This window comes from Piscibacillus sp. B03, from assembly GCF_052246295.1.
Classification (GTDB): domain Bacteria; phylum Bacillota; class Bacilli; order Bacillales; family Alkalibacillaceae; genus Piscibacillus.
Genome location: NZ_JBQQCO010000022.1, coordinates 20,481 through 41,548 on the forward strand (window position 1 = coordinate 20,481; position 21,068 = coordinate 41,548).

At 34.2% G+C, this 21,068-nt stretch carries 18 protein-coding genes; 14 read left to right on the plus strand and 4 right to left on the minus strand.

What is annotated here, in order from left to right; genetic code table 11:
- Positions 1-168: 168 nt before the first annotated feature.
- The 3 genes from ACTWQB_RS13700 to ACTWQB_RS13710 are packed head-to-tail and all read right to left on the minus strand — an operon-like array spanning position 169 to position 3,936.
- A complete protein-coding gene (locus ACTWQB_RS13700; RefSeq protein WP_443139762.1) occupies positions 169-1,311 on the minus strand; it encodes a Ger(x)C family spore germination protein in 1,143 nt (380 codons plus the stop codon).
- Positions 1,308-2,408 carry a GerAB/ArcD/ProY family transporter gene (locus ACTWQB_RS13705; protein WP_443139763.1) on the minus strand — a complete coding sequence of 367 codons (1,101 nt, stop codon included), beginning with the start codon at positions 2,406-2,408 and terminating at the stop codon, positions 1,308-1,310. Before ACTWQB_RS13705 ends, ACTWQB_RS13700 begins: the two co-directional genes overlap by 4 nt.
- A gap of 13 nt (positions 2,409-2,421) precedes the next feature.
- Positions 2,422-3,936, minus strand: coding sequence for a spore germination protein (locus ACTWQB_RS13710; RefSeq protein ID WP_443139764.1), 1,515 nt, complete (start codon positions 3,934-3,936; stop codon positions 2,422-2,424).
- A gap of 103 nt (positions 3,937-4,039) precedes the next feature.
- Between ACTWQB_RS13710 and ACTWQB_RS13715 the strand changes: the two genes are divergently transcribed.
- The 14 genes from ACTWQB_RS13715 (at position 4,040) to ACTWQB_RS13780 (ending at position 20,594) form a co-directional block, all read left to right on the plus strand.
- Positions 4,040-5,062 carry a TIGR00341 family protein gene (locus ACTWQB_RS13715; RefSeq protein WP_443139765.1) on the plus strand — a complete coding sequence of 341 codons (1,023 nt, stop codon included), beginning with the start codon at positions 4,040-4,042 and terminating at the stop codon, positions 5,060-5,062.
- Positions 5,063-5,571: 509 nt separating this feature from the next.
- Positions 5,572-7,314 (plus strand): ABC transporter ATP-binding protein, encoded by a 1,743-nt coding sequence (locus ACTWQB_RS13720; protein WP_443139766.1) that lies wholly within the window; start codon positions 5,572-5,574, stop codon positions 7,312-7,314.
- Position 7,315: 1 nt separating this feature from the next.
- Complete coding sequence (locus ACTWQB_RS13725; RefSeq protein WP_443139767.1) at positions 7,316-9,337, plus strand: ABC transporter ATP-binding protein; 2,022 nt, start codon at positions 7,316-7,318, stop codon at positions 9,335-9,337.
- 13 nt (positions 9,338-9,350) lie between these two features.
- Entirely contained in the window at positions 9,351-10,154 is an 804-nt protein-coding gene (locus ACTWQB_RS13730; RefSeq protein ID WP_443139768.1) for a S1C family serine protease, read from the plus strand.
- 63 nt (positions 10,155-10,217) lie between these two features.
- A complete protein-coding gene (sigI, locus tag ACTWQB_RS13735; protein ID WP_443139769.1) occupies positions 10,218-10,949 on the plus strand; it encodes an RNA polymerase sigma-I factor in 732 nt (243 codons plus the stop codon).
- A 2-nt stretch (positions 10,950-10,951) separates the two neighbouring features.
- Positions 10,952-12,184, plus strand: a complete 1,233-nt coding sequence (locus ACTWQB_RS13740) for an anti-sigma-I factor RsgI family protein (protein WP_443139770.1) — start codon at positions 10,952-10,954, stop codon at positions 12,182-12,184.
- Positions 12,185-12,340: 156 nt separating this feature from the next.
- Complete coding sequence (locus tag ACTWQB_RS13745; RefSeq protein ID WP_443139771.1) at positions 12,341-13,738, plus strand: hypothetical protein; 1,398 nt, start codon at positions 12,341-12,343, stop codon at positions 13,736-13,738.
- An 84-nt stretch (positions 13,739-13,822) separates the two neighbouring features.
- On the plus strand, positions 13,823-14,998 hold the full coding sequence (locus tag ACTWQB_RS13750; RefSeq protein WP_443139772.1) for an ABC transporter permease: 1,176 nt from the start codon (positions 13,823-13,825) through the stop codon (positions 14,996-14,998).
- The gene (locus ACTWQB_RS13755; protein ID WP_443139773.1) at positions 14,995-15,999 is read left to right on the plus strand and encodes an ABC transporter permease; all 1,005 of its coding nucleotides are present in this window, start codon (positions 14,995-14,997) and stop codon (positions 15,997-15,999) included. The genes ACTWQB_RS13750 and ACTWQB_RS13755 overlap by 4 nt, the downstream gene beginning before the upstream one ends.
- 10 nt (positions 16,000-16,009) lie before the next feature.
- Complete coding sequence (locus ACTWQB_RS13760) at positions 16,010-16,708, plus strand: ABC transporter ATP-binding protein (protein ID WP_443139774.1); 699 nt, start codon at positions 16,010-16,012, stop codon at positions 16,706-16,708.
- Positions 16,709-16,713: 5 nt separating this feature from the next.
- On the plus strand, positions 16,714-18,144 hold the full coding sequence (locus tag ACTWQB_RS13765; RefSeq protein ID WP_443139775.1) for a GAF domain-containing sensor histidine kinase: 1,431 nt from the start codon (positions 16,714-16,716) through the stop codon (positions 18,142-18,144).
- Positions 18,145-18,154: 10 nt separating this feature from the next.
- Positions 18,155-18,799, plus strand: a complete 645-nt coding sequence (locus tag ACTWQB_RS13770; protein ID WP_443139776.1) for a response regulator — start codon at positions 18,155-18,157, stop codon at positions 18,797-18,799.
- 86 nt (positions 18,800-18,885) lie between these two features.
- Complete coding sequence (locus ACTWQB_RS13775) at positions 18,886-19,512, plus strand: YhcN/YlaJ family sporulation lipoprotein (RefSeq protein WP_443139777.1); 627 nt, start codon at positions 18,886-18,888, stop codon at positions 19,510-19,512.
- A gap of 92 nt (positions 19,513-19,604) precedes the next feature.
- Positions 19,605-20,594 (plus strand): SpoVR family protein, encoded by a 990-nt coding sequence (locus ACTWQB_RS13780; RefSeq protein WP_443139778.1) that lies wholly within the window; start codon positions 19,605-19,607, stop codon positions 20,592-20,594.
- Here ACTWQB_RS13780 and ACTWQB_RS13785 read toward each other — a convergent pair.
- Positions 20,580-20,969 carry an LAGLIDADG family homing endonuclease gene (locus tag ACTWQB_RS13785; protein ID WP_443139779.1) on the minus strand — a complete coding sequence of 130 codons (390 nt, stop codon included), beginning with the start codon at positions 20,967-20,969 and terminating at the stop codon, positions 20,580-20,582. The genes ACTWQB_RS13780 and ACTWQB_RS13785 overlap by 15 nt on opposite strands.
- Between the last annotated feature and the right edge of the window lie 99 nt (positions 20,970-21,068).

Here is a 21,068-nt window from a genome sequence, read left to right on the forward strand (position 1 = left end):
CTCAGCTCGTGCTGTTCTGCGACGACCTGGACGGTCTAGTGTCGGCGTTGGCCATAGGACGTGGCCGTTTTTAGCCGACCAGGAGTCTGCGCATTTTGACTACGCTAATAAAACTCAATATTCGTTTTTTGTTAAGCTACTTTTCTTTTGTCCCAGCCTCTTTTATGGTTACTCAATAATTCCATAATTTCTAATTGATGTTTTAACGTTTACCGTTACATTAATGTTTGGGTACATGTCTCGCCATTCATCTTTCGTTAATTGCTGATTACGGTTTTCGGATATATACGTCTTACCAAATCCAAAGAAATCAGAGTTCGTTTCTTTAGATTTTTGAATTAATCTCTCAATATTTGTTTTTATTTCTTCACTAATATGTTCTTCTAATTTCTTTAAAGCTTCTTTATTCTGAAGATCGATTCTTTCAGTTAGTTCAACAATTCTTCCTTTGATATCGACATCTACCTTGAAATTAAGTGCTGCAGGGTTCGTGATTTCTACATCCGTTCGGTTATGAAGTTGATCCAATACAACAATTACCTGGTCAGAATTTGGTTCTTCATAATCTTCCATTAAGTTTTTAAACGGTTCAATAGGGAATTTAATATCAACCTGCCCTTGTCTAAATTTGTCGGAAACTAATCTTGCGTAAAAGATATCATCAATCGGTATATCTCCAACATATTTATCGTCTTGAAAAATAGCCAAGCCAGTAAGTTGAGCTTTATTATCGTGATTTTCTACAATAGGCACTAATGGATCGTAACCAACAGTAAAATATTTGCGAATAAATTCATGTAATGTATTGCTGGTTATACGCTCATCCCTAACAGCAGTCTCAATTAAATCCTGTATATAAGTTCCAATATTCGGAGCCTGTTCATAGTTAGAAGCAGTTAGTAAGTGTTCAGTTTGTTGGTTTGATATTGCAATATAAACCATATCTGATAAAGAGGCATCACGTTCAAGTGTATCAATGTAAGGAAAAATGCCTTCTTTTGAAAGCCGTGGTCCAAAAATTATAGACCTAAGTTGACCCGAAACTATTTTATACCCGGACTTTTTATTTGCGTTATTTCTAAGCTCTCTAAATGTTTCTCCTTCGCTGTGAATGATTTGAGACGCATCTGTTACATCAGGGTTAAATTGAAACAATACTGTTGTAGATTCTAAATAATCTCCTTCTTCTGATTTATCAAAACCATATACTGTCGCAATTCCCAATTCTTCAAGGATGTGCGTTTCTAAACAACCGGTTAGCAACACCAAAGATATACAGCAAACAATAATTAATTGATGGACTTTTTTCATGATTTTTTCTTCCCTTTCATTCGATGTCTTATAGCAAAAGGTAATAGTAGAAAAGGAAATCCAAATCCCAATATAAGACCGACTCTTCCTGTAAAATCTGTTAGCGTATTAACAAATTGTCGATCAGAAAAAATTGTAACGAACAGTAATGAAAATATAATTAATACAACTAGACAATGTTTCTGTTTTAAACCATGAACTCGTTTACAGGTGAATGTGACCATCCAACCTAGTAAAATCAAATTAGGTAAAATAACGAGCATCCACAGTGAAACAGCTAATATATCAAATCGTTCAAACATTGGAAATGATATAACCTTAAACATTGTTAGAAGAGGCCATACTTTTTCTTCCAATTGTCTTGGTGCAAAATAACCTATGGAAACCATTGTAATGGTTAAATACATTACAACTGTAAACACAATTGCTAATTGACTGTACCTTGATACCTTCTTTTTGTCGTTAATAAAAGGGTAAATCAGCCACAAAAGCTCAAATCCTAGAAATGTATATGATGAAATTAATACCCCATTTAATAAACCTTCCCATCCAACTGTGAAAAGGGGGAAAAAATTTCTTGTTTCAATAAAAGAAATAGGTGTAGATAATAATCCAACCATCCATATTGCTGATAAGAAAAATACAACACTGGCTCCTACAGCTACTCTTATTCCTCCGTATACGGCATACCATACTAGAGTTAATAGTAATAATCCTATAAACCAAGAGGACATTTTAGGGAAAATAAACACTTGAACGAATTCAATATAGTTCGTAATAACACTAAGGAACATTAATAAAAAGTAAATCACAAATATTGAACTAATGATTTTGCCTAATATGTTTCCCAGCATTTTGGTTAGTACACCTGGTAAATCCTCTGTTTTATAGGTATTTAGGATAAAAACTATACACGCTATTACAAGGTGCAAAATTAAACCAGTCAATATAATGGCTAACCAACTATCTTGTTTCGACTCCATAAATACGAGACGTGGATATCCAGCAATACCGACACCCACTTGCATGGTGTGAAGCACAATGAACAAATAAGCTGCTTTTATTTGATTGTCTTTTGGAATCGATAGACTCTTCATAAGTTAGCTCCATTTAAAAGTCTTCAATATCATATTTCTTTTTCTTTGGCGGTTCTTCAAAACGCTTTTTATCCTTAGGAATGTTCGTATATGCACGATAATTACTCTTCAAAAACGGAATACGGATAATTGAGTTATCAAAATCTTTAGGTCTCATCGGGTAAATTGGTGCAAAGTAAGGACGTTTTAAAGATTGTTGTCTTAATACATGAATTAAAATAAAAGAATAGCTATAAAAAATCCCAATGAACCCCCATAATCCTGCCATAATGATTAACGGAAAACGCATGATTCGTATAGCGGATCCCATTAAATAACTTGGGACAGTAAAAGATGCAAGCGCACTGAGAGCAACAATGATAATTAAAATATTGCTTGTAAAACCCGCTTGTACAACTGCTTGCCCAATTACAATTCCACCCACGATACCCATTGTCTGACCGACTTTTGTTGGTAGTCGAGCCCCAGCCTCACGAATGAGTTCTATTAGGAATTCTAATATTAAGGCTTCCAATAGTGGAGGGAATGGCACCCTAGAACGCGAGTGTCCTAACGACACCATGAGAGCAGTTGGAATAATTTCATAGTGAAACGTTAATGCTGCAACATAAAATGGAGTTAAGGTTACTGATAAAAACATAGCGATTAAACGCATAATCCGTATAAATGACCCCATATTCCAACGCGTATATAAGTCCTCTGTTGATTCAAAAAAACTAAAGAAATTGGTTGGTGCAATTACACCACTAGAGCTTTTATCGACTAGTACACCAAGTTTTCCTTCTTTAATTTCATAACAAAATCGATCAGGTAATTCTGTCACATAGAATTGAGGGAATATTGAGTATGAATTATCTTCAATATATTGCGTCAAAACAGAACTTTCTAGAACATCGTCTGTTTGAAGCTTATTAAGCCTTCTTCTCATTTCGTCAATGTTTTCTTCATCGGCAATATCTTTTAAATAAATTAAACGAACCTCACTAGGGATTTCATTTCCTATCACGAACTTTTCAGTAACTAAGCTTGGATTATCTAACCGCCAATGAACAATGTTTAAATTGGTTTGCATGGACTCAGTAAATGATATTTGAGGTCCAAATATTAAGGACTCTGTTTCAGCCCGTTCTGGATTTCTTTCTTTTAATTGAGGGACCCCATAGGTAACACATTGATCCTGTCCTTCTATGTAAATTGCGACAGAACCACCTAATAGGTCCCCACCAATATCTTTAACAGCTGTTCTCAATTCTCCATCTGATATTGGAATTCTATTTTTAAGCATAATAGGGTCCCATTGTTCATTCGACTGTTGAATTAATTCAATAATATGTCTATATATTTGTTCTTTTTCAACCATATAGTTGATGAACATGACTAATATTCTTTGATCTTCATGTTCAAACTTTTTGGTAGAGAAATCAGGTGATGAATTAAAAAAGCCATCCTTTAAATCTTTCTCTAGCTTTTCAAGTTCACATGGAAAATAACTATTTTTGGATGTCTTATTTCTGCTTCTCCGTCTCATGACAATCTCCTCAATTTTATTTATGAATAGTATGTGATTGTTAATGGAAAATATGTAAATACTAACAGGGATACAAATTATGAATAGCAGTAGGTGAGAACACGTGGGATTACAATTAGTGGAAGTATATGTGCCTAAGAGTAACTATCACTTTGTCGTTGAAAGACTTCGAAGTTATTCAAGAGAAGGTACGTGGAAAGAAGAAGAAACTCATAATGAACGAATATTAATTAGAATGATTGTATCTAGCGATTATGTGGAAGAGGTTTTAAACTATTTAGAAACCGTGTCCAGGTCATCAAAAGGGTTTGAAACCATTTTATTTCCCGTTCATACGTATTTCTCACATGAAACAATTCAAGAAGAGGATCAGAATGTAGAAGAAGAACCTGATGAAGAAGACAGTGAACAGGAGAAAAGACGTTTTCTAAGAGCTAGCCGACAAGAATTAATGCATACAATTGAAGACAAGAGCTCACTCACTCTGAATTATTCATTGTTAGTCGTGTTTTCGGCAATTGTTGCGACAGCGGGTTTCATGAAAGATGATACCGCTGTTGTCATAGGGGCAATGGCTATTGCACCATTAATTGGCCCAGCAATTTCTATGGGGTTTGCGACAGTATTAGGTGATGTACCACATTTGGGTAAGGCCGCTCTAACCTTATTTGCGGGTATTTTTGCAATTGTAGCAATCTCAGCCTTATTTGGTTATTTTTTTATAGAAGGGACATCCTCATCTCAGTACACAAATCGTACATCCGTTACGCTTGCAGATTTTTTCTTAGCATTGGCTGCAGGTGCTGCAGGTGCTATGTCTATTTTGAACCGATTATCTAGCAACTTGGTCGGTGTTATGGTGGCTGTCGCCTTACTCCCTCCAGTAATCACATTCGGTATGTCAATTGGGCAAGCATTATGGGATGATACTTACGGTTCATTTTTATTAATTATGACAAATATTACATGCATAGTTTTGAGTGCAGTGATCATATTCTTTTTAAGTGGGGTTAGACCAGTTAGGTGGAAAGATGAATCGATGATTAGTGTGTCACGTTTAGTATCAATATTTTTTATTTCAATCATTGCAGCAATTATTTTAGTTATTATTTTAATAGGCTTTTGATACTATTTTGAATATTTTTTAAAATAGTGTTGCTTTTTTGAAATGTAGCGTATATAATCTAAAAAGTAATTAGAAAAATCAGGTAAAGGAGGTCACGAAGATGATTAAAGTTCATATCAACGTTCAACCAGTAGGTGTATTAACAGTTCAATATTCGAAAATCGTGACCAAACCTATAGATACCTGTAGTAGCTCTATATAGGCATATATCGTTGTCTTTAATTTTATTGTTAACAAAACAGGTATGGTAGCGTCGCGATTGATCTATTTTAGATTTAAGATCGCGGCGCTTTTTGTTGTTTTTAAAGCACATTTGGCCACGGTCAGGTGTGCTTTATTTATATACCAAAATTTACAAGGGAGTTGAAAAACATGTTTAAGATTTCATTTGAATTTCATCGCAATGGAACTCGTAAACGAATCAACATCGAATTTCATTTATTCAGTAAAATGCATAGGCTAGACGACGGTTAGCCAAACACAACTAATAGAGATAAGGGGGAATAGAAATGATTAGTGTGTTTAGAAAATTATCTTGGTATTTTAAAGAACAATGGATTAGATATACGTTGGCCATTTCAGCTTTAATTATTGTTAACGTATTAGTGGTCATCCCACCAACTATTCTAGGGGAAATAATTGACTCTATACAGAGAAACCAATTAACAACAGAACGCTTCACACAACTTGTGACATTGTTTGTTGCTCTAATTGTAATTGGGTATTTAATTTCCTTCTTTTGGGATTATACACTATTTGGAAGAGCAATTCTGTTAGAGAAAAAGATGCGCTCAATTTTAATGGGGCATTTCATGAAAATGTCACCATCGTTTTTCGGTAAATATCGTACGGGTGATTTGATGGCCCGTGCTACAAATGACTTAAAAGCCATTATGATGACGGCAGGCTTCGGTATATTGACATTAGTCGATTCAACTGTATTTATGGCGTTTATTATCGCGATTATGCTGTTTACGATTGATGTTAAATTAACGTTAGCTGCGTTAATCCCATTACCAATTATGGCATTCGTCATGCAGAAATATGGAAAAGCGATTCATGAACGCTTTATGAAAGCACAAGCATCATTTAGTGAGTTAAACAATGACACTCTTGAATCGATACAAGGTGTTCGAGTGATTCGAGCATTTGTTCAGGAGAAGCAAGATGAAAAACGCTTTAATAATAAAACTGAAGAAGTTTTTCAAAAGAATATTGCTGTTGCTAAACTAGATGCTTTATTCGAACCGACGATTAAAGTGTTAGTAGGCTTGGCATATACGATTGGGTTAGGGTATGGTTCTTATTTAGTCATCACTGGAGACATCACCATTGGTAAACTCGTTACATTTAATGTTTACTTAGGGATGCTTATTTGGCCGATGTTTGCAGTTGGTGAATTGATCAATGTCATGCAACGTGGTAATGCATCACTTGACCGTATTGATCAGATTCTATCTCATCGACCTGATGTATCGGACCCGGAGAACCCTAAGTCCATTTCTCGTCCTGAGACGATAACGTTTAATCAATTATCGTTTAAATATCCTGACGTTGATCGTTTTGACTTAAAAGACATTAACTTAGAAGTGACTCGTGGCGAAACCATTGGAATTGTTGGAATGACTGGTTCTGGGAAAACAACATTATTTAGACAGCTGCTTAGAGAATATCCACCTGCAGAGGTTGGTGAACTATTAATTAACGATACAAAAATTCAAGATTTAACTTTAGACCAAACACGTGATTGGGTCGGTCATGTGCCGCAAGATCATATTTTATTTTCAAAAACAGTAAGAGACAATATCTTATTTGGCAACGTAGAAGCATCAGATGAATTAGTATATGAAATTCTTGAAACGGCATCACTACGTGAAGACATAGACAATTTACCAGAAGGGCTTGATACGTTAGTCGGTGAAAGTGGTGTCACGTTATCAGGAGGTCAAAAGCAACGTGTCTCACTAGCTAGAGCGCTCATTAAAGACCCAGAAATTTTAATCTTAGATGATTCATTATCAGCCGTAGATGGTAAGACAGAATCTAAAATTATTGAACACCTGAAAAAAGTACGTTCAAATAAAACAACATTTATTGCGGCACACAGATTATCAGCTGTTCAACATGCTGATCAAATTATTGTGCTAGAAGATGGTGAAATGGTTGAACACGGAACACATAATGAACTAATGAAGCGACAAGGTTGGTATTACAATCAATTTGTCATTCAACAAATGGAAGGGGGGAACTAATATGAATCAACCCACAACTGAAAAGCGATTATTCCAATATGCTTGGTTTTTTAAGAAAAGCATTTTGATCGGCCTGATTTGTTTAATCATTTCAGTAGCGCTAGAATTATCTGGGCCATTTATCGCCAAACATCTTATTGACCAACACATTGTCGGAGTTGCTAATCACTATGTCATTAGTGAAAATGGTGATGGAGTAGAATTTGAAGGTATGGTTTACAAACGCATTGACCGTACAGAAAATGTATCCGGAGAACAGGTTACGTTATTTCAAGATGGATTGAACTTTTACCTATTTGATGAAAAAGTCCCCCTAAATAGCGCGCTTGAAGAAACTGGCGCTGAGGGGTTCACATTATCTTACCAGGGTGAAACGATTCAAACGAGTGGACGTGAATTATCAACTTCTGAAATTTATGCTTTCTTTAAAGGTGAAATTAGTTCAATTATGTGGTTATTAGCGTTATATATTGGATTAATTTTAGTTGCGTCCTACTTTTTATATTACAAAACTTATTTGCTTCAGTTTGCATCGAATCGAATTATCCAAAAAATGCGTCGCGATGTTTTTGAACACATTCAAAGACTTCCAATTAAATATTTTGTCGATCAACCAGCTGGTAAAATTGTTGCAAGAGTCACAAATGATACGGAAGCCATTCGAGAATTATATGTTAAAGTGCTTGAAGTATTTGCTTCAGGGATCATATACATTATTGGTATTTTCATTGCATTGTTTATTTTGGATGCAAGATTAGCAACGATTTGTTTAGTTCTAGTTCCAATTATGTTCATCTGGATGAAAGCATATAAAGCAATTGGTGGTCGTTACAATAAAATTATCCGCGAAACAAATAGTCAAATTAATGCCAACATTAATGAATCTATTCAAGGAATGTCAATCATACAAGCGTACAAACAAACAGACCGAATGGCAGATGAATTTGAAGAACTCAATGAAAAGCATAGAGTCTTTCAAACTAAAATGAACACCTTCACAGCATGGACGTCATTTAATCTAGTTGATGTTTTACGTAATGTTGCATTTGTCGTTTTTATCTTATATTTTGGTGGTGCAGCATTAAATGGAACAACACTAGCATCAGCGGGATTGTTATATGCTTTAGTTGATCTATTAACAAGACTATTTGAGCCTGTGAACCAGATTGTTAGCCAGTTAGCGCAATTAGAACAGGCCCGTGTATCAGGTAGTCGAGTGTTTGAATTAATGGATGAAACAGGGGAAGAGGTAAATCATAGCCCAATAAAACGCTACGAGGGTCTAGTGGCATTTGACAAAGTGTCATTTGCGTATGAGAAAGATGACTATGTTTTAAAAGATATTAATTTTGAAATTAAACCTGGTGAGACAGCGGCATTTGTTGGGCATACAGGGTCTGGTAAAAGTACGATTATGAATCTTTTATTCAGATTTTACGACCCATCTCACGGGAAAATTCTGATTGATGGTCAAGATACATCTGAGTTATCCAAACAACAAGTCAGAAGTCATATCGGAATCGTTTTACAAGATCCATTTATTTTCACAGGAACCATTATTTCGAATATCACAATGAATGACCCAGCAATTTCTAAAGACCAAGCCATTGCTGCATTAAAGGCTGTTGGAGCTGACAAGTTTATTGAACAGCTACCAAATCAATACGATGAACCCGTAAAAGAAAAAGGAAATGAATTCTCTACGGGGCAAAGGCAATTACTATCTTTTGCGCGTGCTCTTGCGTTTAATCCAGCCATTTTAATATTGGATGAAGCTACTGCCAATATTGATACAGAAACTGAAGGATTGATTCAAGAAGCATTACAAGTACTCAAAGAAGGTAGAACGACATTAGTAATCGCTCACCGATTATCTACTATTCAACAAGCAGATCAAATTTTCGTCTTAAAACATGGTAAAATGATTGAAAGAGGAACCCACGAAAGCCTCTTGAAAGAACACGGAGAATATTTTAATATGTATGAAATGCAACTAGGACGAAAACGAGTGAATGTCTCTTAAGTAGGTGATCTAGGTGACGGATGATAAGCATCGTGACATAATAGACGAGGATCTTTACGAAGATATAGATGAAGAAGAAATGTATGAAATTCTTCAAGAGAAGAAAAGAGAATTACGTGAACGTCAAAATTATGAAGAGCAAAAGCCAAAACGCCCATTTCCTAAATGGGTATTTTGGCTTATTGCTATTTTTATGGTTATCAATATTAGCGCCGCAATTCCTAACTTCTTTTCATTGGCAGCCATTGATTTTCTAAAAACTTCAGCTCAATTATTAGTCAATGATGATGTACAAGAATATCGTGAATCGATTGCCTTGATTGATAATGGTGATAGCAAAGGAACAGGATTTACTTACACAGCTGATGGATACATATTAACAAATTATCATGTCATTGATCGACCAGGTCAAATTATTGTCTATCTTCCTGATGATGGACCTTATTCGGCAACCATCGAAAAAACATTTCCCGATATAGACTTAGCGATTTTAAAAATTGACGGCAATAATTTACCACATTTAAAACTAGCCAATGAAGCTGTTTTTGAAAGAGGCGAACATTTTTACTTTATTGGAAACCCATTAAGTTTTAGCGGTATTGCGAATGAAGGAGAAATTATTGGGTGGTCTGACGCTTCATTGGATACTGAAGTCATGATGTTACAAGCACCAGTATATCGTGGGAATAGCGGTAGCCCTGTCATTAATCATTCAGGTGAAGTGATTGGAGTCATTTACGCCACAAGACAAAGTGATGAGCATGGTAAGATTGGTTTAGCTATACCGATTGAAGCCTTTCATCAGTTAAATAAATAACGAAGGACACCCATAAATGAGGCGTCTAAATCGAATCTTATATAACGTTGGGGGTGATGAGGGGTGTTGAAACGTCAAGAAAAAGAGGACGTATCCCTCGAGGAGCACGTTTTGGCCGTACAGTTAGGGGATGAGCAAGCCCGTCATCATCTATTAACTGATTATAAACCTTTCATTGCGAAATGTGTGTCAAAGGTTTGTAAAAGGTATATAGATCCTGAAAAAGATGATGAGTTTAGCATTGGTTTGATGGCTTTCAATGAAGCAATTGATGCATATTCACAAGAGAAGGGAAGCTCTTTTTTGTCCTTTGCGAACCTTGTGATTACGAGAAAGGTCATTGATTACATACGTTCAGAGAAACATGATTGGTTAACCATTTCGTTGGACCAAGAGCATGAGGAAGAAGATGGCCATTCTAAAGACCGCCAAATTGCAGTTGCATCAAAAAAAGCGTATCAAGAAGAAGAGCTAGCCTGGTATCGTCAATTGGAGATTGCTGAATACAATCAAAAGCTAAAGGAATTTAAGCTTTCTTTTTCAGAGTTAGCACAAGTTTCTCCTAAACACCAAGATGCTAAAGAAACGTCACAACATATTGCAAGAGTTATTCACGAGGATGAAGAAGTAAGAGATTATATCTTAAAGAAAAAGAGATTACCAATAAAGAAGATTTTACCAATGGTAGAAGTCAGTAAGAAAACGTTAGAACGAAATCGTAAATATATATTAGCGATTTTTGTATTAATAAATGAAGACTTCACTTACTTAAAAGATTATATAAAGGGGGTGTAAGGATGAAAAAAGGTCTAATCGTAGAACAAAAAAGACGAAGTACTTTATTCATGACGTCTGATGGATCATTTTATCAATCTAGGAAAATAAGTGGCTCTGTTGGAGAAGAAACGACATTCGAACCGCTTGAAAATACTGGAATTCTTAGTCGGGTTATGCAATGGTTTCAATCATTAACCTTTGCGAAACCAGCTTTTGCAGCAATCATAGCATTTTTATTAATTATTCCGTTTTATTCATGGTTAGGTGAAGAAGATGTTCATGCTTATATGAACATCGATATAAACCCAAGTGTAGAATTATCGTTGAATGACCATTATGAAGTAATAGATATTATGGGCTTAAATGAAGATGGTGATGTCTTGATTAATCAGTTGAATGATTGGAAAGGCGAACCTGTTAATCAAGTGTCATCAAATATAATTGCAGTGAGTGATCAACTTGGTTATTTAGAGGAAGAACATCAAGTATTACTCGGGATAAGTTTCGTAAGTGATTATGTAAATAACGATATTTTGCAGGAAGTTACTCATGAAATGGAGGCTTCCTTTCAAACAATTGATGTTGCTTCATTTGAAGTGCCAATAGAAACAAGAGAACAGGCTCATAACGCAAAAACATCAATGAATTTAGTCTATGCCTCAAACCTTATGGACTCATATGAAGAAGAGGAACTAACTGAAACAGCAGGAAATGAAAAAAACAAAAATGAAGATAGCTCTGAGGAATCCTCTCACAATAAAAAGAATATTAAAGTTATTGAAAAATTTGTAGAAAAATCTAAATCAGATCAAATTCCACCTGGGTTAAAGAAGAAGGTAGAAGATTTACAAAAAAGACAAAGACCTATAGAAAATGCATCTGAGAAGAAGAGCGAGAATAAAGATAAGAGTAAAGACCCAGCAAGCAATGAAGGAAAAGACCAGCGTAATAATCAAAGTAAAGAAAAGAGTAATGGTAAAGGTAAAGAAAAAGACTCTAATCATCCTTCACAAAAAGATAATCCTGGAAAAGGGAAACAAGGTAAAAACGAAAATCGAGGTAACTCAAAAAATAAAGATAGTGACTGGACTCCTCCTGGTCACGAAAAAAGGGACAAACCTAACAGTGGAAAAAATAAAGATGAAAAGCAGAAAAGTCAATCTAATAAGCCGCCTGGCCTAGATAAGAAAGATGAAAACCACCCGAGTCAAAACAAGGGTAATGGAGACCGTGGGCAAGGTAAGCCAAATTAAAATCTAACTCCCGAATAAGTCGTTGGACTTTTTCGGGAGTTTTTAGTTATGAAAGAGTGCCGTATTATAGTTGAATTTGATTTTTGATATTGGTCTTCTTATTGGACAACCTGTATCATAAGATATAGTAATATTTTTTATAAAAGAGGTCATAACATGAGCGAGTTTTTGAAGAAGCATAAAAATGTCATAATTGTAATGGCTGTTCTCGTTATAATATTGGCTTTTATTTTATATAGATTATTTATAAACTCAGCAATTGATTATATAGAAGTCGAAGGTAACACAATCCAAACAATCTTAGGTCAGACTGTAGACTATACTGAAGATGAACGTGAGTTATCGAAGCGTCTTTCGAACAATACATATGAACAGGAAATTATTTTATCGGGAAACGTCAATCTTGGTGAGTTTAGTCAAACATCTGTCTTGGCTCGTGCTCTCCTCGCTAATTCAAGGGTGGTTGTAAATTCTCAGCATGATTCGAAAAAGGGTGAAATGTCAGCGGATATCAATTTCCAACTACAAAGAACCAATCTTATGAAAGCTAAGGTCTATCAAGATCCACTTTATACAGCAGTCAAACTACCTTTGGATCCTAAGCCTGTTGGAATCAAAAACGACAGATTGGGAGAATGGATGTCTTCACATTATGACCAAGAAGTTATCAGTGAAGTACCTAGACAAATCAATGGTGCTATGGATTTGAATGTGTTTGACTATGTTAAATTATTTCAAATCTTACAAGAAATAGATACAAAAAAAGAGTCAGGTGTTTCTTATAAAGATAATGTTTATCAAAAAGTAACGATGAACATCTCTCCTGAACAGACTGAAATTCTTAAGGCGTATCTTACTGATCAACTGGAGCAAGTGGAAAGTCAAGTAAATGAAAGATTAAGGAGTTACATCAATCAAATTCGCTTTCCGGAGGGAATTACTTATGATGCCTATTATAATAAAGAGTTTGTAAGATATAGAGAATTTCGAGGCAAGTACGAATATGAAGGTAAAGAATACGATTTTGCAGTTGACGTTGATAGTAAAATAAATGGTGAACAATATCAAGTAAACTTAGATGCGCACCTAGAAAATGACAAAAAACCTATTCAAGTCGTCTACCAATCACTTGGTCTTCCAGAGACTGAACGCTATAAAGTTAATAGACAGATAACGATACATCATAATCAACAATCAACAATTGATTGGGTAACAGAGTATCGCCAAGGGTCTAAAGATATCACGTTTAATTTAAATCTGCCTATGTATTTTCCTAGAGTAGAAGGAAATCTAAACATAAAAACGAATATTAACAAAGGTGAAGGCTATAAGTCTTATCGTGGTAATTTAACATTAGGTCGTGTTAAAACTTCAGTTGATGTTACTCGTGATATTAAATTTACTGATGATCCACAAATCGAAAAAATTAATGCTCAAGATGTTAGGTTTTTAGATCAACTCACAAGAGATGAATACGAGCAATGGTTTAATCGCTTTCAATTAAACTTTAAAGATTATATTAATCAGATTATAAGAAAATTTAATCCTTTTTAGCTAGAGGAGAAAAAAGAATATCAAATCTAATAAAATCGTTTTGACGTAAAATTTATCATGAGAGAGAAAAAAGGGGGCAGAGCGATGATTTATCATCTTTGGAAGTATGAGTGGAAACGTATGTTAAAACAGCCTGCTCTCTTTTTATTTACAATCCTGTTTCCAATCATATTTGTTGGATTATTAGCCGTATTTTTGTACAGTGTTTCTAGTGACGAACTGGAAACAGTAAATATATTAGTTTTGGATGATGATCAAACATTTGAAACAAAAGCTCTAATTAATCAATTACAAGACGATGATACGATTGAAGGCGATGTCAAACTGAGTGAAGGGCAATATGACTTGTCTTACTATATAGAAAAACCGGGATCATATGCCGCGATTGTCCAAATTCCAGAAGGCTTTACTGAGCAATTAAGAAGTGGAGTAAATGAAACGATTAATGTTTATTTAAACGAAAAATTGCCGTTAGCTTCGAATTTATCATATTTGCTACTTGAAAGTGGCCAGGCTTACATTTCCTCTGCTCAGACAGGAGTTAATACAGTAAATCACTTTCACACGCGAAACATAGATGACTCAAGTGAACGACAGCAATTCCTACAACAATCAATTATTCATTTTACAACATATTCACTAGGAAGGAATTCTTTCTTTGAACAAGTTGAAACAACTGAGCAAATCTTAAGTTGGCTAAGGCATATTTTTATTGTTTTAGTTGTATCTTTAATTTTTTTAACTTACTGGTTGCAATTAATTCTTTTTCAACCAAAGCACCAACCAATTATGCAAGCGCGTCTACGTTTAATAAACGTCACTCGAATAGATCAATTATTAGCTAATTGGCTTTGTCAATTAACGTTTATAGTTGGTTATTCCATCGCAATCGCTTATGGATTATCGTACATCTTATTTAATTCAGTACAATTAGATCCTTTGTTGTTGGTACAGTGGGTGTCAATTGCCATATTGATTTCAATGCTTCACGTTATTATACGGATAATCATTTCTAACTTTATTCTAAGCCTTTTGATTTTTACGATTAGTGGCTTATGTTTAATTTTCATGAGTGGGCTAATCATCCCGCCTGTTTATTTAGGCACGTTAGGTTTTTTAACGTTTATATATGATGCTTTTGTTAAAGTATGGTTGCATTCCGAAATTCCAGTCAATTTTTGGACTGGGGTTGGAATTATGTTTTTATTGACCTTATTAGCAATAATCATCATCCGAAAGATAGGGGTGATGGCTAAATGATGTTAAAAATTTTACTTCAGAAAAAATGGTCAATTCTTATTTTGTTTTTGGCACCTATGATCTTTGTTTTAACTAGTTTTTTTATGACAGATCAACAAACAGATGAATTAGAAGTGCCTATTGTACTTGTAGATGAATCTAATCAAGCCATAACTGAGCAATTATTATCAGATATGACCACCGAAGATTCATTTGATGTAATGGTTAAAGACACAATCCCAGAACATCTTATTAAACGTGGTGAGGTAGAAGCAATCTTTGTTTTGCCAGGTGATTTAGAAGAAAAGATTAACTCAGGTGACCTAGAAGGTGAAATAAAATGGTATCGGCATGAACGAAGCTTATTTGACGGTTTGTTTAAAGAACAATTAGCTTCAGCCATCATGACACGTGCTGTTCGTGCAGAGTCTGCTAATATCGTTAAAAGATATGATGAACAAGCTAATTGGAGTGAAATCTACGAATACGGCTTAAGGTATCTAGAACCAGAACCTATTTTTCAAATACAGTTTGAATCTATTCAACAACAATTACAAACAGATCGTAGTAAATCCGATGGTGGCTTGTTATATCGCTGGCTATACTGGGTCTTTATCTGGGTTATGTTAGCGTCGTTAGTTAAGTTAATCTTAACGTGGAAAGAATTAAAAATCTTTGAACGGATGGAGACATTAGGTCATTCAAACACACTTTATTACATATGGTTTATGACCTTTCTAATAGCTTTATCAGTTCTAACCTTATTCACATCTTTTGGAATCCAGTTAATGTACGGTGAATTAGACTGGATTAACTTACTGATCGACACTGCAATCGCTGTAACATCATTGTTTTTATATTTTGTAGTTGCTTTAACCGTTCGAAAAATGGAATCACTATGGGTGTTTACGTTAAGCTATGGTGTAACTGCATCAATCATATTTTTCTTAATATACTTCAAATTTCTTTCAATGAATTATTGGATGACGATATTCCTACCAGTATGGATTTTAATTTATTAGGGGCGATTTCATGTTAAACCTTGAAAATATTACCTATAAGAAAAGAAGACAGACGATTCTTAATGAAATTAGTGGACATATCCAAAATGGAGATTGTATAGCGTTATTTGGACCCAATGGAGCTGGTAAATCAACATTGATAAAAATTATGGCAGGACTAATCAAACCCTCTAAAGGAATTAGGAAAATTCATTATAATAGAAAACAACCAATTGGTTACGTTCCTCAACAAATCGCCTTGTTTAAAGGATTGACTGTAAGAGATCAATTAAAGTATTATCAAAAGCTAACCAAACCAAAGTCGAATGAGTTTATAGACGAAATGATACTTTCTTTAGGGCTAAGTTCCATTTTGAATAAAAGAATTGATCAATTAAGTGGTGGTTTGCAACGAAAAGTGAATCTCGCAATTGGCATGATTCACCAACCTGAAATGTTACTTTTAGATGAAGCGTTTGTTGGGGTTGATCTTGCGGCAAAACATGACATGCTCACTTGGTTGCGTCAATTAAATAAACAAGGCACGACCATTGTATTTATCACCCATGATTGGTATGTAATACAGCACCTAGAACCAACTATGTGGATTTTAGATCAAGGGCAAATGGTGGACCAAGTAGATTGGGAATCTGTACCGTATCTAAATTTGAACCGCCAGTCACAAGCTCTACAAAAAATGTTTGATGTCAAATTAAGTGGAGTAAGGTGATTTCCATGGAAGATTATAACAAAATATTTACATTAAAAACGATAGCAGAAGTATTAAATCGTTCATATGAAAGAAAACCCATGCTTCAATCGGTTTTAGAATCGTTCTTAGATATTACACATTTTGAAGCTGGGTGGATATTTTTAGGACAGCAAGAGATGAAGCTAGTAGCTGACGCTGGTTTACCTGAAGCTTTAAAAGTAAATCATAAGCAACCAATGTGTGGATCTGAATCGTGTTATTGTTTATCATCGTTTGAGAAAAATCATTTAGATGGAGCAATTAGTATTCTAACTTGTAAAAGGTTAGAAAAAGCAAATGCAGAGGGTATTTATGACACCAATGGATTTAGTCACCATGCAACGGCACCTCTACAAGATGAACGTCATAAGTACGGTGTATTAAACGTTACAGCTCCAAACAGGGAAACATTTAATCCAGATGAATTGGATTTGTTACAATCTATTGCAAAGCAAATAACTCATGCACTTAAACGAATTGAATTATTTGAGGCAGAAGAGAAACGTGTTAAGTTATATGAAAAACTTAATAATATTGCTAGTAGTCTACGTGAAGTTATTAGTTATCATGAACTACACCAAGTAATAACTAATAATGTCATTAATGATTTAATCTTAGGGTGTACTATTAATATAAATGATTTTACATATGATTTTGGCGAGAAAACACCACAGGCTTATTCTATCAGCATGCCAGAGTTGGACGGTGAATTGGAGTTCTTTATGAGCAAGAAAATAGATGAGCGAGAATCTGAATTTATTCGATTATTAACACAGAATATTAAATTAACAATCAAGACTTTGCAACTAAAAGAACATGAGCGCAAAATTATACAATTGCAGGAACGTGGTGCACTTGCTCAAGACTTACATGATACGGTTAATCAATTGCTCTATTCAATTAACGCTACAACTAGTGCTCTTAAAAGTATGAATCAAGAGCAAGCTTTAGTTGAACCAATTGAACATCTACAACAAATATCAAAACAAGCACTGAAAGAAATGAGACAATTAATTGAAGACAAACAATCCAATTTAATTAATGAAGGTGTTATTTCGTCATTAAACGATTACGCCTCACAACTAGGAATAAAAATCCTTTGGAATGTTGAAGGTCTAAATTATATCCAGACATATATTCAAGAAAATTTATATAAAGTCTGTCGAGAGGCCATTCATAACGTACATAAGCATGCAAAAGTTGCAGAAATTCATATTACTTTAAATGCAACTATAAAAGGAATTGAATTAACAATTTTTGACTCAGGTTGTGGGTTTAATATGAATAATGTTCATACTTCATACGGTTTAAAAGGAATTAAAGAGCGTATATATTTATTAGGTGGTACTTGTCATATTACATCTCAGCCATCTAAAGGAACAAAAATAAACATAACAATTCCGTTACAAAGTTGAGGGGAGTAACATGATTAAAGTATTTTTAGTCGATGATCACGAAGTCGTCCGCAAAGGATTGATTTATTTTTTAAGTACAAAGAATGATATTGATATTGTTGGTGAAGCTTCTAATGGACTTGAAGCTTTGTCTTTATTAGAAGAAAACAAAGTTGATGTATGTGTGTTAGATATTCAAATGCCAATGTTAGATGGTATAGATACAATAAAAGAAATCAAACATAAATATCCCGATATCCAAATCTTAGTTCTGACTAGTTTCTCAAATGATGAATATGTTATTACAGCCATTCAACATGGTGCAAATGGTTATTTGCTTAAAGATTCTGATCCAGAAAAGTTACATTTAGCAATAAGAAAAGTTTATCAAAAAGAAGAAATGATTGATGAGAAAGCAGCAATACACTTGTTAAAACATATTAAAAAGCAACCTTCTGCAACATTGGAACAAGAGAAGTTGAACAGTTTAACTAAACGTGAGACAGATGTATTAAAAGAGATTGTGAAAGGACATTCTAATAAAGAAATTGCACACAATTTGTTTATTACTGAAAAAACGGTTAAAACCCATATATCAAATATCTTGTCAAAATTAGATGTACATGATCGGACACAAGCCGCATTGTTAGCTTTTAAACACTTGAATAACGATTAGTTCATTTTTCCATTTTATATCAAGCATATTCAGAGCCTTCTTTTTTCATACTAAGGATAAATTAACGAAGAAAGGAGGCGTCGAATGTGCGTTTTTTATTATGGATCGCATTAGCTTCGATGATTACAATTTTAGGAGCTTGTCAAGGCTTAGATGAGGGACTAAACGATGGTATGGATAACAATGGTGACAATGTAGATATGATTGATGTTAATGATGATGGTGACGGTAATCAAAGGCAATACAGAGAATTATACCGTCAAAATACCAATAACACTAATGACAATATGCAAGAAAGAAATAATCGTTTAGACATGATTGACTTAGAAGAAGACCGTGACCAAAGCCCAAATAATCGTAATGGACAGAACAATTATGAAGTAGCAAATGAAGCTGCTGATAAGATATCAAATGATCTAGATGAAATTGATAATGCATATGTGTTAGCAGGTGAAAACAATGCATATGTTGCAGTTACTTTAGCAGGTGACAACACAGATAACGAGGTCAGTGATCGAATTAAAGAAGAAGTAGCAAATAAGGTAAAAGAAACTAATGAAGACATTGATAATGTTTACGTTTCAGCTAACCCTCAATTCTTTGATATGGTAAACAACTATGCTGATGACGTGCGTAACGGTGATCCTGTTGAAGGGTTTTTCGAAGAATTTAACGCAATGATTGAGCGTATCTTCCCTAATTTAGAAAGGTAATGTACTTTATATAATAACTCAGGTAAGGTCTTTCCTTATCTGAGTTTTTTTATATTGTTTTCTACATAACATTTATTAAGGAGGGGGTTTTATTGGAATACCAAATAATACAAGTTTCAGAAAAAGAATTGTTAGACGTTCATTTTAAAGGGTATCGCAATCGTTACATTTCGCTTGAACAATCTAAACAAAACGTATTAGAAGTGTTTGAAGTAAATCAACCACCGACGATATACCTTAACGTGGAAAATACAAAAATCGAAAATGATTTTGTTATGGCGCATTGTATGGGACATATTTATTTCGCTAAACAAAACGTTTACTTAAAGGAATTGAAAGTGCCACGGCTAACAGTGAATGAATTAATACCATATATGGAATACGAACACTTTAACCTATTTTTAAATGTGATGAGGAACCTTGCTACTACTCAACATAATTTAAGTTCACGTTTCATCGCACCGATGAAATTTTTTCAGTCAAAAAAAGAATGGTTTGAAGGTTGGCAAGTAGTCTTACTTAAAATGATTGATGAAGAGGCAAGATACTTTGATGGAATAAAAAAAACAATCATTTTAAATGAGGGCTTTGCAGTTCATAAACAGGATCAAGTTCTGAAGCAAACCAGTACCACTTCTGCAAAGCTTGAGATATGTCAGTTAAATGCTCAATTACATTATAAACCCGAGCATGGTTTAAATATATATTCGTTAGGAAAAATTTTGTGGCAAACGGTCTCTAAAAATGAATATGATGCAGTAATACATAATTTTGACGACAATATGTTTATTCAGAAATATTATACAGAAACCGTCCACGAAAAAACTAAGCTTTCTTTTGTTCATAATCGACAAATTTATAATGATTATCAAAATGTTAAGAAACAACTGGTAGAATATATAAGTCAGAGGACTAATAATATCTTTGTAGATCAAATTATTACGGAAGAATCAGGTTATTTAACACTTCGCTATCAAAATAGTCCTTATACTATGAACAATAGTCAAATTACTATTTTAAAAAATAACCTCGAGAAACTTCTGAATAGAAAAGTTTATATTAAGCCATTAAGCTCTTTCTAAAACATAAAGGTAATCTCGAGCTTTTTTCGGACCGTATAAAGTATTTGATTTTAATGTATCTAGAACTTGATTGACCTGTTTCTTCTTTTTTTCAACTCTAAGATACGGCTTAATTTGATTTAGCGCATAATAAACATTTTCTTTATGTTTAATCTCAATAGTGTAACGATAAATCTCTTTATTCGAGATGGAAACCTTTTTACTATACAAACTTCCAGGTAAGATGGATTGAATAAACACAAGCATGTTCAAGTCAGAAGAAGTGATCGTAATTACAGGTTGGTTACCCTGGTTATTGGTTATCTTTTTAAGTGAAATTGTGCCCTCGCTATCGATCATTCCAGCGATATATGCAGCTTCCCAAGATTTTAACATTAGAATCGTCTCCCTTTTGTGATTTCTAAACTTAGTATACACAAAACCAATAAATAGAACAAGTGTTCGACATTAATTTTTTTAATAAAAAGGGTAAAA

What these genes read in the sequence shown, in the direction of transcription:
- ACTWQB_RS13785 (WP_443139779.1), bottom strand. Translation starts at nt 20,969, where the DNA reads ATGTTAAAATCTTGGGAAGCTGCATATATCGCTGGAATGATCGATAGC.
- ACTWQB_RS13720 (WP_443139766.1), top strand. Translation starts at nt 5,572, where the DNA reads ATGATTAGTGTGTTTAGAAAATTATCTTGGTATTTTAAAGAACAATGG.
- ACTWQB_RS13770 (WP_443139776.1), top strand. Translation starts at nt 18,155, where the DNA reads ATGATTAAAGTATTTTTAGTCGATGATCACGAAGTCGTCCGCAAAGGA.
- ACTWQB_RS13755 (WP_443139773.1), top strand. Translation starts at nt 14,995, where the DNA reads ATGATGTTAAAAATTTTACTTCAGAAAAAATGGTCAATTCTTATTTTG.
- ACTWQB_RS13705 (WP_443139763.1), bottom strand. Translation starts at nt 2,408, where the DNA reads ATGAAGAGTCTATCGATTCCAAAAGACAATCAAATAAAAGCAGCTTAT.
- ACTWQB_RS13765 (WP_443139775.1), top strand. Translation starts at nt 16,714, where the DNA reads ATGGAAGATTATAACAAAATATTTACATTAAAAACGATAGCAGAAGTA.
- ACTWQB_RS13710 (WP_443139764.1), bottom strand. Translation starts at nt 3,936, where the DNA reads ATGAGACGGAGAAGCAGAAATAAGACATCCAAAAATAGTTATTTTCCA.
- ACTWQB_RS13725 (WP_443139767.1), top strand. Translation starts at nt 7,316, where the DNA reads ATGAATCAACCCACAACTGAAAAGCGATTATTCCAATATGCTTGGTTT.
- ACTWQB_RS13740 (WP_443139770.1), top strand. Translation starts at nt 10,952, where the DNA reads ATGAAAAAAGGTCTAATCGTAGAACAAAAAAGACGAAGTACTTTATTC.
- ACTWQB_RS13760 (WP_443139774.1), top strand. Translation starts at nt 16,010, where the DNA reads ATGTTAAACCTTGAAAATATTACCTATAAGAAAAGAAGACAGACGATT.
- ACTWQB_RS13750 (WP_443139772.1), top strand. Translation starts at nt 13,823, where the DNA reads ATGATTTATCATCTTTGGAAGTATGAGTGGAAACGTATGTTAAAACAG.
- ACTWQB_RS13745 (WP_443139771.1), top strand. Translation starts at nt 12,341, where the DNA reads ATGAGCGAGTTTTTGAAGAAGCATAAAAATGTCATAATTGTAATGGCT.
- ACTWQB_RS13700 (WP_443139762.1), bottom strand. Translation starts at nt 1,311, where the DNA reads ATGAAAAAAGTCCATCAATTAATTATTGTTTGCTGTATATCTTTGGTG.